Source organism: Siccirubricoccus phaeus (genome assembly GCF_008360935.1).
Taxonomy (GTDB): domain Bacteria; phylum Pseudomonadota; class Alphaproteobacteria; order Acetobacterales; family Acetobacteraceae; genus Siccirubricoccus; species Siccirubricoccus phaeus.
Map to the genome: position 1 here is coordinate 77,654 of NZ_SRXO01000002.1, position 14,308 is coordinate 91,961.

Annotated in this window: 8 protein-coding genes; all 8 read right to left on the minus strand. The window is 68.3% G+C overall.

All coding sequences use genetic code 11. The annotated features are described in order from the left end of the window. Positions 1 to 69: 69 nt before the first annotated feature. Complete coding sequence (locus E5N76_RS02815; protein ID WP_149535792.1) at positions 70 to 825, minus strand: 2-keto-4-pentenoate hydratase; 756 nt, start codon at positions 823 to 825, stop codon at positions 70 to 72. A 286-nt stretch (positions 826 to 1,111) separates the two neighbouring features. After that, positions 1,112 to 1,312, minus strand: a complete 201-nt coding sequence (locus E5N76_RS31330) for a hypothetical protein (protein ID WP_235907551.1) — start codon at positions 1,310 to 1,312, stop codon at positions 1,112 to 1,114. Between the two features lie 37 nt (positions 1,313 to 1,349). After that, positions 1,350 to 3,005 (minus strand): hydantoinase B/oxoprolinase family protein, encoded by a 1,656-nt coding sequence (locus tag E5N76_RS02820; protein WP_149535793.1) that lies wholly within the window; start codon positions 3,003 to 3,005, stop codon positions 1,350 to 1,352. A 3-nt stretch (positions 3,006 to 3,008) separates the two neighbouring features. After that, the gene (locus tag E5N76_RS02825) at positions 3,009 to 5,015 is read right to left on the minus strand and encodes a hydantoinase/oxoprolinase family protein (protein ID WP_149535794.1); all 2,007 of its coding nucleotides are present in this window, start codon (positions 5,013 to 5,015) and stop codon (positions 3,009 to 3,011) included. Positions 5,016 to 5,027: 12 nt separating this feature from the next. Next, positions 5,028 to 6,314, minus strand: coding sequence for an NAD(P)/FAD-dependent oxidoreductase (locus E5N76_RS02830; protein ID WP_149535795.1), 1,287 nt, complete (start codon positions 6,312 to 6,314; stop codon positions 5,028 to 5,030). Positions 6,315 to 6,401: 87 nt separating this feature from the next. Further along, the gene (locus E5N76_RS02835) at positions 6,402 to 8,846 is read right to left on the minus strand and encodes a GcvT family protein (protein ID WP_149535796.1); all 2,445 of its coding nucleotides are present in this window, start codon (positions 8,844 to 8,846) and stop codon (positions 6,402 to 6,404) included. Positions 8,847 to 9,078: 232 nt separating this feature from the next. After that, positions 9,079 to 11,904 (minus strand): carbohydrate-binding domain-containing protein, encoded by a 2,826-nt coding sequence (locus E5N76_RS30015; RefSeq protein WP_207791843.1) that lies wholly within the window; start codon positions 11,902 to 11,904, stop codon positions 9,079 to 9,081. Between the two features lie 625 nt (positions 11,905 to 12,529). Then, positions 12,530 to 14,206, minus strand: a complete 1,677-nt coding sequence (locus tag E5N76_RS02855; protein ID WP_149535797.1) for a carbohydrate-binding domain-containing protein — start codon at positions 14,204 to 14,206, stop codon at positions 12,530 to 12,532. Positions 14,207 to 14,308 lie beyond the last annotated feature (102 nt).

Below are 14,308 nucleotides of genomic sequence, written 5' to 3' on the forward strand. Positions count from 1 at the left end.
GTCTTGTTATGGGTGTTCATGCCCGCGCGCGATGTTGGGCAGGTTCAGCGCGGCGGATGCGAAGGCGCGTCAGGCCAGATCGACCGCCACCTCCCCGAAGCCGGCGAAGCCGCCGGTGACGCGCTGCTTCCCCGGCACCCAGAGCAGGCCGGTGCAGCTTCCCGTGGTGACCACCTGGCCGGCTTCCAGATGCAGGCCGACCGTGGGCAGGAAATTCGCCAGCCAGACCAGCGGGGTGACGGGGTCGAGCGAGGGGTTGCCGCCGATGCGCTCCACCTGGGTCTCGCCGCCAGCAGTCTGCTTCACGGCGAGGTTGGGCAGGTCAAGGCTGCGCCAATTCGGGACATCGGCGCCGAAGACCAGGCCGGCATGAGCGACATTGTCCGCCATGGCTTCCAGCGGGTTCACCGCGCGCGGGTCCTGGTAGCGGCTTTCCACCATTTCCATGACGGGGAAGGCGGCGGCGACGGCGTCCAGCACCTCCTCCCGGTTGTAGGGGGTGGCACGGGCGGGGAGAGGGCGGGCGAGGCGGAAGGCCACTTCCGTCTCGATGCCGATCCTGCCCTCGCGCGGCATCTGCCAGGTGGCGGGAGAGGGGCGGATGGTGGCGCCGTTCATGATGGCGGCGGAGGGATCCTTGCCCGGCGGGGCGGCGCATTTGTAGCCGCCGATGCTGCCGCCGATCCCGGCGAGCACAGCGCGCTGGATGGCAAAGGCTTCCGCCATGCTGGTGGGGGCGGCGGCGCCGAGATTGGCGGCTTTCGGCGCGCCCTGCCGCGCGGCGAGCAGCGCCTGGGCTGCCTGGGTGATCCTGTCCTCGGCCATCTCTTTCCCCCCTTGCGCCCGAATGGGCGCTGTCGCGTCCGGGCGTGCCAATGCGCGCCCGACGCCGTCGAGCACACCCTAAGCCCCAGCCAGAGTGCCGTTTGCGAGTCAAGGCCGCGGCTTCGCCGCATCGCGCGAAGCGGCTCCGGCCTTGACTCGCAAACGGCAGCATGGCCGTCGCGAATGGTCGCCTTCGACGGTGTCGAAGGCGCCTTGGAGCGCCTTCGTCCATATACGATGGGAGAATGGACGGAGACCGTGCTCGACGGAAGCCCCGCCGCGCGGCTCAGCCCTTCCGCACGTTGTAGAAAAGCGGCGCGCCATTCAGCGTGCCGGTCAGGAGGCGACGATAGGCCGTCTGTAGGCGGTGCTGAAGACGGGGTCGAGGATGGAGACATCCGCATTGGGCTTGAAGCGCAGCACGCGCTGACCCCTGCGCCATGGCCAGCGATGGCGCGGCGATGACGGCCGCCGCGCCCTTCAGCAAGTCTCTGCGCTGCGTGGTCCCCGCCCCTTGCCTGAGGCTATTCCGCCGCCCAGGCAGCGGCGTGGCCCGGGGTGATGATTCCGTCTTCCAGATCCCGCTGAATCAGCGCCGCCGGGCGATCGGCCGGCTTGCCATAGCCGCCGCCGCCGCCGAGGCTGATGGTGACGATGTCGCCGGCTTGCAGGTTGAAGCTGTCCTTGCTGCGCAGCTCGATCACCTGGCCGCCGCGCTTCACCCGGCAGAAGCCGCTGGCGCCCTTGCCGCCGCCGAACAGGCCATTGGCCTGGCCGGTGAAGCGGTCCGAGTAGTGGGAGACGAGCGGGCCATCCACCAGGATCTCATAGCTGCGGCTGAAGCCGGCGCCGCCGCGCCGCGCGCCCACGCCGGCGCTGTCCGGCCGCAGCATGTAGTCCAGCACGCGGAAGAAGGAAAAATCCTGGTCCATCGCCTCGACCGGGGTGTTGCTGCAATTGGAGAGCGGGTTGTCCACCGCATCGCAGCCATCATTGCCGATGCCGGCGCCATAGCCGCCGCCATAGACCTCCAGATAGACGGACCAGCCCTTGGGCCCGAGCCAGGAGAGGCAGAAGGCCGTGGTGGTGTCGTAGCCCTGGGCGATGACCTTCTCCGGCACCGCCTGGGAGATGGCGAGCATCACCGATTCCCAGGCGCGGGAGGCGGAGATCATGCGCGCCCGCACCGGCGCGGGATGGTTGGGGTTGAGCAGCGAGCCTTTCGGCGCCGTGACCTTGATGGGGCGCAGCGCGCCATCGTTGAACGGAATGTCCGGGCTGGTCAGCGCCGCCTTGAGGCAGGAGACGGAGGCGGAGATGACAGAGGCGAAGGGGCAGTTGAGATTGGTGCCGACCTGCGGATCGGTGCCGGCGAAATCCACATCGATGGAATCGCCGGCCACGGTGACGGCGACGCGCACGGTGACGGGACCGCTGCCGAGCCCGTCATCGTCCATTTGCGACTCGCCGCGATAGGTGCCGTCCGCCACTTCGGCGATGGCGGCGCGCATGCGCCGTTCCGAGTAGTCCTGCAGCGCCGCCATGGCGGCCTTCACCTTGGCCACGCCATAGCGCGCGGCGAGCTCCTGCATGCGCAGCACGCCGATATTGTTGGCGGCGATCTGCGCGTCGAAATCGCCCATGGTCTGCTGCGGCACGCGGACATTGGCGCGCAGCAGGCGCTGGAAGCCGCCGCCATGCCAATCCCGATGGATATTCACCTTCATCGGCGGGATGATGAGGCCCTCGGCATAGACATCCCGCGCGCCGGCATTGAGGCCGGGCGCACCGCCGCCGAGATCCAGATGGTGGGCGACGGAGGCGGCGAAGCCGATCACCTCCCCTGCGACGAAGATGGGATGAAAGAAGAAGACATCCTGCAGATGCTGCCCGCCGGAATAGGGGTCGTTGATGACGAGGAAGTCGCCTTCCTCCAAACTCTCCTTTGGGAACAATGCCTTGCAGGGCTGAAAGATCGGGCCGATGGAGCCGAGCTGCATCGGGATCAGCTCGGCCTGGGCGACGGTGAAGCCCTCCGCATCCAGCAGCGCGGCGGAGCCATCCCGTGCTTCCCGCAGGATGGTGGAGTAGGCGGAGCGGATCAGCTTCGCGCCCATCTCCCGCGCCGCGGCGATGACGGATTGGCTGAGGATGGCGTATTCGACGGGATCGAGCTCCATGGATCAGCCCTCCTTCCGCAGCAGCAAATTGCCGGAGTCGTCGCGGGCGCCGGCCCAGCCGGGCGGGACCCAGATGGTGGAGGAATAGCCCTCGATCATCGCGGGGCCGGCGATGTTGGTCAGGGTGGCGGCGTCCAGCAGCTTCGCCTGCAGCGGCGCGCCACCCGTCACCACCTCCGTCGCGGGCGGGCGGGAGAGGCCAGAGGCGCGTTCCTTCACCTCCGGCAGCGCGTTCAGCCGGCGGCGGACGCCGAAGCGGAGGCCGACCAGCTCCACCTTCCGCCCCGGCTCGCCGCCATGCAGGTAGACGCGGCGATGCGCGGCGGCGAAGCGCTCGGCGAGGTCGGCGGTGGTGAGGCGCGGCAGCTCGGCGGGATCGACGGCGACGGGGATCTCGAAGGCTTGGCCGATGAAGCGCATGTCGAGCTCCAGGCTGTGCTCCAGCGCGCCGGCGAGGCCAAGGGCGGCGAACTCCGCCTCCGTCGCGGCGCGCAGCCGGGCGGACTCCGCGGCGATGATGCCGGGGGTGTCCCCATCCAGCGCCACGCGGCGGGTGGCGCCGCGGATCTTCACATAGTCGGCGGAAAGCAGGCCAAGGGCGGAGATCACACCGGGGTTTGGCGGCACCAGGATCTCGCGGATGCCAAGCTCCTCGGCGATCTCGGCCGCCAGCAGCGGGCCGGCGCCGCCGAAGGGCAGCAGGGCGTAGTCGCGCGGGTCGCGGCCGCGCTCGGTCGAGACGAGCTGGATGGCGCGGACGATATTCGCCACCGCCAGCCGGATGGCGGCGGCCGCAGCGCCGCGCACATCAGTGCCGAGGCGCCTCGCAATGTCCTCGAAGGCGCGATGCGCCGCATCGGCATCCAGCGTCATGCCGCCGCCGAGGAAGGCATCCGGCCGGATGGTGCCGCGGACCACATGGGCATCCGTCACCGTGGGCTGGGTGCCGCCGCGGCCATAGCAGGCGGGGCCCGGCTCCGCGCCGGCGCTGCGCGGGCCGACGCGCAGCATGCCGCCATCATCGATCCAGACCAGGCTGCCGCCGCCGGCGCCGACGGTGACGATATCCAGCACCGGCGTGCGGATGGGCAGGCCGTCCACCTCCGTCTCGGCGGCGAGGGACGCCTCGCCCTCCTGCACCAGCGCCACATCGGTGGAGGTGCCGCCCATGTCGAAGGTGATGAGGTTGCCGCGCCCGGACCGCGCTGCCTGACGGATGGCGCCGACCACGCCGGCGGCGGGGCCGGAGAGCAGGGCGCTGATGGCATTGGCGCGCATCGCGCGCGCCGGCATGCGCCCGCCATTGGACTGCATCACACTGAAATGACCGGCGAATCCGGCCTTGGCGAGCGTCGCCTCGAAGCGGTCCAGATAGCCGTCGATGACCGGCTGGACATAGGCCGAGAGGGCGGTGGTGGAGGCGCGCTCGTATTCGCGGAATTCCGGCGCCACCTCATGGCTGGCGGCGATGCGCAACCCCGGCAACGCGGCAGCGATCATTGCCTTCAGCCGCGCCTCATGCACCGGCGAGGCATAGGCGGAGAGCAGGCAAAGCGCGACGGCCTGGTACCCGCCCTCGGCCAGCGCCGGGATCAACGCCTTCGCCACCGCCGCCTCATCCAGCGGGGCGATGACGCTGCCATCGGCGGCGATGCGCTCCGGCACCTCGAAGCAATCGCGGCGGCGGACCGGTGGGGCGGGCTTGGCGTAGTGCAGGTCGTAGATATTGCGGCGGTCATGCCGCTGCATGAAAAGGATGTCGCGGAAGCCCTGCGTGGTGACGAAGGCAATGGGTGCGCCGCGGCGTTCCAATATGGCGTTGGTCGCGACCGTCGAGCCATGCACCAGATCGGTGACGCTCGCCGCCGGGATGCCGGCCGCGGTCAACGCGTTGAAGGCGCCGATATCCGGGCTGCGCGGCGTGGAGGGCACCTTGATGACCCGCACCTCGCCGCCCTCGATGGCGACCAGATCCGTGAAGGTGCCGCCGACCTCGATCCCGACCCGCATGCGCGGCCCTCCCTACAAGCCTAGTTTGTCCAGCACCCGCATGCGGGTGATTTCCGACCAGACGCCGAGCTTCCAGAAACGGTGGAAGGCGATGGGCTGCATCGGCGTGATCGGCATGTCGAACCCGGCCTCGCCTTCCGTCAGCAGGCCCGACAGCGCCTTGCCCATATGGCTGGCCATCGCGACGCCGCGGCCATTATAGCCATAGGCGGCGTAAAGCCCGGGGGCGAGCGCATGCACATGCGGGTAGTGGTCTTCGGTATAGGCGAGCTGGCCGTTCCAGGCCTGCGCCCATTCGATGCCCTTGAGCTGCGGCCAGAGAAGCTCCGCATGCGCGACGAGATAGGCGATCGGTGCTGGCGAGGTGAGGTCCCGCTGCGGGCCGCGGCTGCCGATGACCAGACGGTTGCCGTCATCGACGCGGTAATAGACGGTGACGCGCCCGGTCTCGTAGACCGAGCCGCGGAAGGGCACGATGCTCGCCGCGAGCTTCTCCGGCAGCGGCGCGCTGGCGCGGACGGAGCTGTAGAGCGGCACCAGGCTCTGGGCGAGGCCGTGCCAGAGGCTGTCCGTGTAGCCATTGGTCGCCAGCAGCACGCGGCCGGCGCGGAGCTTGCCGTTGGGCGTCGCGATCTCCCAGCCATCGGTGCCCGGGCGCAGGGCGAGGGCTGGCGTGCCGCCATGGATGCGGGCGCCGAGCGCCATGGCCGCGCCGGCCAGGCCGCGCGCATAGCTCAGCGGGTTCAAATCGCCGCCGCGCGGGTCGAGCAGGCCGATTGTATAAAAATCCGTGCCGGTGGCGTCGCGCAGCGCGGCGCCTTCCAGCAGGCGGGTCGGATGGCCGCGCTCCTCATAGACTTTCTGCAGGCGGCGCAATTCCTCCGCCGCCTTGCGGCCGATGGCGGCGCGCAAGGTGCCGCCCTGGTGCGCGGCGCAGCGAAGCTGGAAGCGGCGGACCAGGTCGAAGACGTAATCCGGCGCGGCATGGCTGAAACCGACCATCCGCTTACCGAGTTCGCCGTATTTCGTCTCGATCTCGTCCGGCGTGTGCTTCAGCCCGGGATTGACCTGGCCGCCATTGCGACCGGAGGCGCCCCAGCCCGGCTCATTCGCCTCGATCAGCGTGACGGCGATGCCGCGCTCCGCCAGGTGCAGCGCGGTGGACAGCCCGGTGAAGCCGCCGCCGATGATGGCGATGTCGGCGCTGGCCTCGCCTTCCAGCGGCGGCGTCGGCGGCGCGGGGATGGCGGTGGCGGCGTAGAGGCTGCGCGGCAGCGATCGCGGCGTGTGGGTGGCCATGCGCCAGCTTTCGCTGCGAACCCCTGGCGGTCAAGCCGGGGCTGGGCCGAAATTGCGTCGAGCGGCGCAATACTGCCCAAGCACAGGTCAGGCCTTGATGCGCGCGCCGGCAGGGTCGTAGGGCGGCTTCAGCGAGGCCGTGGCCGCGACGCGCCGCATGCCGACCTGGATTTCGAAACGCCCGCCCGCCAGCCAGTCCGGCGTGACGCCCGCGGCGTACTCGACATAGCCGAGGGCGATGCTGCGGCCGATGGTGTGGCCGAACATGGCGGAGGTGGTGCGGCCGACCAGCGTGCCGTCCCGGAAGATGGGTTCGTTGTGGGTGAGCAGGGGCTCGGGGTCTTCCACCACCACCACCACGAGGCGCTTGGTCAAGGGCTGGCCGCGCTTCGGCAACAGCGCCTGGCGCCCGATGAAGCCGCCGGGCTTGCTCCAGGCGACGGCGAAGCCAAGCCCGGCCTCGAGGGGCGTGTCCTCCTCCCCGATGTCATGGCCCCAATGACGGTAGGCTTTCTCGATGCGCAGCGAATTCAGCGCGTGGTAGCCGGCATGGCGCAGGCCGAAAGCGGCGCCTTCTGCCACGAGCGCTTCATGCACGCCGGCGGCGAATTCGCTTGGCATGTAGAGCTCCCAGCCCAGCTCGCCGACATAGGTGATGCGGGTGGCGCGGAGCCGGGCATAGGCGAGGTCGATCACCTGAGAGGTGGCGAAGGGGAAGGCGGCGTTGGAGAGATCGGCATCGGTCAGGCGGCTCAGCAGCGCGCGCGAATGCGGGCCCATGACGGCGATGGTGGCGAGGCCCGAGGTCGCGTCGAACACCGCGCAGCGTACGTCCTCCGGGATGTTCCGGCGCAGCCAGGCGAGGTCCCGGGTCTGGCTGGCAGCGGCGGTGACGACGAGGTAGCGCTCCGCCGACTCCCGCGTCACCGTTACATCCGCCTCGATCCCGCCGCGCTCGTTCAGCCATTGGGTATAGACGACGCGGCCCGGCGGCACGGCGACGTCATTGGCGCAGATGCGGTTCAGCACCGCCTCCGCATCGCTTCCCTCCACCACGAATTTGGCGAAGGAGGAGAGGTCGAAGAGACCGACCGCCTCGCGCACCGCGCGGTGCTCGGCGGCAGACGCCGCGAACCAATTCTGCCGGCCATAGCTGTATTCGTAGCGCGGCGCCATGCCGGGGGGCGCGAACCAATTGGCGCGTTCCCAGCCGGCGGTCTCGCCGAAGCAGGCACCGGCCTTGGCCATGGCGTCGTGCAACGGCGTGCGGCGCACCCCGCGGGCGCTGGCCGGCTGGCGGAAGGGCCAATGCATGTCATAGAGCAGGCCCAGCGTCTCCACCGTGCGGTCATGCAGGTAGCGCCTGTTGCGCTGGAAGGGCATGACCCGGCGGATATCCACATCCCACAGATCCATGGGCGGGTGGCCGTCCACGATCCAATCCGCCAGCACCTTCCCGGCGCCGCCGGCCGACTGGATGCCGATGGAATTGAACCCCGCGGCGACGAAGGCGCGCTTCAGCTCCGGTGCCTCGCCCAGCAGGTAGCGGTCATCGGGCGTGAAGCTTTCCGGGCCGTTGAAGAACAGGCGTATGCCCGCCTCGCCCAGCGCCGGGATGCGCTTCTGGGCCAGCTCCAGCAGCGGCGCGATATGGTCGAAATCATCCGGGAGGTGGCCGAATTCGAAATCATCCGGCACGCCTTCCATGCCCCACGGCTTCGCCACCTCCTCGAACCAGCCGATCAGCAGCTTGCCCTGTTCCGGCTTTATATAGGTGCGGGCGTCGGGGTCTCGCAGCACGGGCAGGTCATGCGGCAGGCCTGGGATCGGCTCGGTGACGACGTAGAAATGCTCGGCGGCGTGCAGCGGCACGGCGACGCCGCATTGCGCGGCGAGGTCGCGGGCCCAGAGGCCGGCGCAATTCACCACATACTCGGCCTGCACCACCCCCTGGTCGGTTTCGACGCCGGTGACGGCGCCGTTTGCGTGCAGGATGCGGGTGACACGCACGCCTTCCAGGATGCGCGCGCCGCCCTGGCGGGCGCCCTTGGCCAGGGCCTGGGTGGTGTCGATCGGGCTGGTATAGCCATCCTCCGGCAGGAAGACGCCGCCCAGCACGTCGCCGGCATACATATGCGGCCAGCGGGCGGCGGCCTCGGCGGCGCCCAGCATCTGCGCCTCCAGCCCGAAGCAGCTCGCCATGGCGGCGCCGCGGGCCAGCTCCTCCATCCGTCCTTCGGTGGTGGCGATGGCGAGCGACCCGCAGCGGCGGAAGCCGGTGGGCTGGCCCGTCTCCGCCTCCAGCCCGCGATAGAGCGAGGTGGTGTATTGCGCGAGGCGCGTCAGGTTCTGGGTGGCGCGCAACTGCCCGACCAGGCCGGCCGCATGCCAGGTGGTGCCGCTGGTCAGCCGCTTCCTTTCCAGCAGCAGCACGTCCCGCCAGCCGCGCTTCACCAGGTGGTAGGCCAGGCTGCACCCCACCACCCCACCGCCGATGATCACCACCTGGGCACGGTCGGGCAGGGCAGGCATGCGGGGACTCCTTGAATCAGTCGCGCCGCCAGCAGGCCATGGCCTGGGCGGCGCGACAATGCCCCGTTTTCGGGGAGGGCTCTGGTTGCGGCAGGGCCGCAACCCCCAACCCCCGCCCGCAAAGGGCCAAAGGGTCCTTTGAACCCCGGCGCTTGGCGACCGGGCCGCCAGGGAAAGCCCTTCGGCCCGGTGGCGGGAACTCGAGGGAGGCAGAGCCTCCCTCGACACCCGGTTACAGGATCCAGTTCACCGTCGCTGCCGTCGTGTCGGTCAGGGTGAAGTGAACCTCCCCCGCGCTCAGCATCTCGGCAGTGCCGCCGGCCAGCGCCTTGCCGTCATAGCTGACCGCATCGACATAGAGGTTGCGGTCGGTGGTGGCGGTGCCGCCATAGGCGTCGTTCAGGAACTTCACCGCCAGGGTGTGCTCGCCCGCGCCCCAGCTCCCCTGCACCGTCACCAGATCGGAAGCGCCGCTCCCATGCAGGCTGTGCGCCGTCTGGGTGCCGCCGATCTGCTTGCCGTCCACCAGCACCACATACTGCGCATTGCCGTTATAGGCATCCTGGCTGATCTTCAGCCCGATGCTGTCACTGCCGCTGCCCAGCACGGTGCCGAGGTCGGTCTTGTCGGCGACGCTGAAGGTGGCAGCGCCCTTGGCGTTCTGCGCGACATGGGTGGCAACGGTGGTGCCGTTATAGGCCACGGAGTCGATGTGCAGGTTGCGGTCGGTGGCCTTGGTGCCGCCATGGGCATCGTTCAGGAAATTCACCGAGATGCTGTGGTTGCCCGCATCCCAGTCGCCCTTCACCGTGATGGTGTCGGAGACGCCGGCATCGTGCAGCGCCTTGGCCGTCAGCGTGCCGCCGATCTGCTTGCCGTCCACGCTGATGGTGTACTGGGCATCGCCCTTCCAGGCATCCTCGCTGATCTTCAGCACCAGCGTGTCGCTGCCGGCGCCGAGGACCGCGCTGGCCTTGGCCGTGGCGCCGGGGATGGCGGTCGCGTCCTTCACGGTGAAGTCCGCGGCGCCCTTGCTGTTCTGCGCCACGTCGGTGGCGACCTTGGTGCCGTTATAGGTCAGCGAGTCGATGTGCAGGTTGCGGTCGGTGTCCTTGGTGCCGCCATGGGCGTCGTTCAGGAAGGTGACAGCAACCTTGTGGCTGCCGGCCGCCCAGTCGCCCTTCACCGTGATGGTGTCGGAGACGCCGGCATCGTGCAGCGCCTTGGCGGTCAGCGTGCCGCCCACCTGCTTGCCGTCGACGCTGATGGTGTACTGCGCATCGCCCTTCCAGGCGTCCTGGCTGATCTTCAGCACCATCGTGTCGCTGCCGCTGCCGATGGTCGTGCTGATGGTGTCGGACTTGGCCGGAACGGCGGTCTTGTCGGCCACGGTGAAGGTCGCCGCGCCGGCGCTCAGCAGTTCCGCCCCGGAGGAGACCTTGGTGCCGTTATAGGTGACGCCATCGACATAGAGGTTGCGGTCGGTGGTCGCGGTGCCGCCAAAAGCGTCGTTCAGGAAGGTGACGGCAACCTTGTGGCTGCCGGCCGCCCAGTCGCCCTTCACCGTGATGGTGTCGGAGACGCCGGCATCGTGCAGCGCCTTGGCGGTCAGCGTGCCGCCGATCTGCTTGCCGTCCACGCTGACGGTGTACTGCGCATTGCCGTTATAGGCGTCCTGGCTGATCTTCAGTACCAGGCTGTCGCTGCCGCTGCCGATCGTGGTGGTGGCCTTGGCGGGCGGCGTGGTCGGGGCGCTCGGCGTCGTTGGCGTCGTCGGCGTCGTCGGCGTGGTGGCCGGCGGCGCGGCGGTCCCGGAGCTGTAGATGTCGATGATCACCGGGTGGTCGCTGACCTGCACCGTGACGGTCTTGGTGTTGCTCGCGCTGGAGATGGCGGAGGTGCCGACCAGCGGATCATAGACCTTCACCGTGCCGGCGGTCTGGCCGAGGGTGAGGGTGACCGGCTGGCTGGCGACGTTGATGGCGCTGCGGCTCGCCTGGTTCCAGATATCCGGCTCCGCCCAGATCACCATCTGGTAGTGGCCATCGGATTTCTGCAGCAGCATCGTCTCGCCGGTGTTCGGCAGGCCGCTGACCGAGATGTCGAGCGCGGAGGTCGCGAAGCTGGAGGCCTTGCTGCCATTGTCGGCCAGGATGGTGGTCAGGTTGTGGATGGCGGTCGCCACCTGCTTCGGCGAGCCGTCGCTGTGGAACAGGCCGAAGCTGCCCTCGATCTCGCTGGTGGAGCTGAGGTTGTTGTCCAGCAGCTCGTAGAGATAGGTGCGGGCGACGCCGTTCTTGGCGGCGTCCATCAGCAGGTTGAGGTCGAGCTTGGCCTGCACTGCCTCGGTGACGCCGCCGCCGCCCCAGGCCATGTCGTTCACGGCGGTGTAATAGTTGCTCTCGGTGATCTGCACCGGGTCATGCGGGTTCAGCAGCTTGGCATCGTTGATGCCCAGCATGAGGTTGTGCCGCGGCTGGTCGCCATTGCCGTAATAGACGTGCCAGGTGGCGTAGTCGGAAACGCCGCTCAGGTCGCCGATGACCGAGGCCGTCTGGCCGGTGATGCCGCCGACCGTCAGGTTCAGGATCGGAATGTCCTTCAGCAGCGGGTTGGCGTTGGTCTGGTCGTTCAGCATGGTCTGGATCTGCCGACCGAGGCTCAGATTGGCGCCGGTGTTCGAGCCGCCGTAATTGGCCGTCCAGATATTGATCTCGTTGAGACCCTCGATCCCGATCACGCTGCCCGGCGCCGCCTTCACCAGCGAGCTGATGTGCCCCAGGTCTTCCGAATAGTCGCCATGCCGGTTGAACGCGGTAGACGTAACGATCAGGTCGAACTTGATGCCCTTCTCCGCCAGCGACTCGTAGAAGGGCTGGGTCCAGCCCTCATAGGGGACGCCGTCCCGGACGTATTTCACGCCGAGGTACTCGATGGCCTTGGTGATATTGTTCTGGTTAGCGTAGGCGGAGCCGCTGTCTTGCCATGAGATGTGAGTGTTTACACCGATGGTGCCGAGAAAGTCGGCGGCCCGCATCGAGACGTTGGTCGCAGCCATGTGATCGTCCTCACGAGATTGTGTACGATCAACAGTGAGCAATTTTTCGCGGCGACGATCAACGAAAAGTTGATATTGAATTTCACGTGTGCGATTACGAGCTTGGGACCTCGCCGATATCCGGAATTATATCGAATTCGGAGTTTTTTACTTAGCGGCAAGGAGAATGCGCTGCCGGACCGCTTCGACAGCGACAGCCTTCACCGGATTTTCCGGAACCCGCCGCCGGCGCCACGCCGCGAAGGCGCGTGCTTGCCGCTGCTGGCGGAGTCTTCGAGGTGGTGGTGATCAGCGTCGCGCGGGGGTGAACAGCGCGCCCGGCCGCACTACGCGGCAGCGCCGGGGCGGACGCAGCGCCGCGGCATCGGCAGGCGGGCTCGGCGGCCTCTCAGCCGGCGAAAGCGACATGGTGAGCGATGGTGGATGGTGCGGCGGGATGGGCGTGGCGACACCGCCTGGGGCCGCTGCGGCGTCGTGCCGGCAGGCCGAGCTGCGCAGGCGGCTCGAAGGAGGCCTGCCCCGGCCGGTGCCGCCGCCTGCCTGCCGCCGCCTTGCGGCAGGCGGCAGGACGGAAGGGCGGCACCGGGAAATTCCGCGAAGCCGCGATGCGGCTTCGCGGCTCTTGTCACATCGCCCAGTCGGCGGTGGCCGGCAGGGCGAAGTGCTTATGGCCGGCGCTCAGCAGCGTCGCCGAGCCGTCGGCGAGGTCGACGCCATCATAGCTGATACCTTCGACGTGCAGGTTGCGGTCGGTCTCCGGCGTGCCGGCATAGGCGTCGTTCAGGAAGTCCACCGTGACGGTGTGACGACCCTCCGACCAGTCGCCCTTGATGGTGACGATGTCGGGGGCATCGCGGCCCGCGACGGCATTGGCGGTCAGCGTGCCGCCCTGCTGCACACCATCCACGCTGACGGTGTAGCGCGCATTCTCCTGGTAGAAATCCTGGCTGATCTCCAGCACCAGCGCGTGGCTGCCGGCGCCGATCACGCTCCCGGCCGAGCCGCCCGTCTCGGGGGCCGCCGGCGCGGCCGGCGCGTCCGACACGACCCGCCCGCCGTCATCCGAGATGTCGATGATGATCGGGTGATCGCTGAGCTCGACCGTGATCCTGTCGCTGTTCGAGGCCTGCTCGATCGCGCCGGTGCCGCGCAGCGGGTCGTAGACCCTGATCGAATCGGCGACCTCGCCCAGGGAGATCGTCACCGATTGCGACGGCGCCCAGACCTCGCTCAGGCTCGACATGCTCCAGATCACCGGCTCCGCCCAGAGGACGAGCTGGTGGTCGCCATCGGAGCTCTGCAGCAGCATGGATTTGCCGCTGGACGGCATTCCGCTGATCGAGATGTCGAGCGGGTTGGTCGCGAAGCTCTCGGCGTTGCTGCCGTCATCGTGCAGCAGCGTGGTCAGGTTGTGGATCGCATCCGCCACCGGCTTGGGCGAGCCATCGCCGCGGAACAGGCCGAAGCTCCCCTCCAGGCTGCTGGTCGGCCGCAGGCCATTGTCCATCAGCTCGTAGAGGAAGGTGCGGGCGACGCCCATGCTCGCCGCATCCATCAGCAGGTTCAGGGTGAGCTTGGCCTGCACCGCCTCGCTCACGCCGCCGCCGAGCCAGGACATGTCATGGATGGCGTTGTAGTAGCCGCTCTCGGTGATCTGGACCGGGTCGTCGGGGGCCATGGCCTTCGCCGCGGAGACCCCGGCGGCCAGGGTGACGGCGGGCTGGTCGCCATTGCCGTAATAGACGTGGAAGGTGCCGTAATCGGCGAAGGCGCTCATGTTGCCGAGCGGCCCGACGTCACGCTCCCGCAGTCCGCCCAGGGTGAGGTTGAGGACCTCGATGCCCCCCAACCCGGCATGGGCGTGCACTTGGTCGTAGAGCAGCTTCTGCACATCCCGGCCGAGGGCAAGGTTTGCGGCCGTGCTCTGGCCATTATAGGTCACCGGCCAGGTATTGACCTCGTTCAGCCCTTCGATCGAGACCACGCTGCCCGGTGCCGCCCGCACCAGCCGCTCGGCATTGTCCAGATCGTGCGCGTAATCGCCTGTCTCATTGAAGGCGTCCGAAGTGACAAGCAGGTTGAACTGCACGCCACGCTCCGCCAATTCGACATATTGGTCCAGCGTATAGCCGGCATGCGGCACGCCATCCCGAATATAATTCACGCCGAGATAGTCGATCGCGGCGACGATCTTGTCCTGATGGGAATAGGGCAGCCCGGACCCCTTCCAGGCAAGATGCGTATTGACACCTATAGTGTCGATAAAATCAGCAGCGCGCATGGCGACTTGGATATCTGCCACGTCTTCGTCCCATGTTGTTGTGTACGATATTCAATGTGCAATTTTTGCGGTTTCGGCAAGCACAACTTGTGCTGGCGGCGCAGCTATGCCATCAGCAGCTTG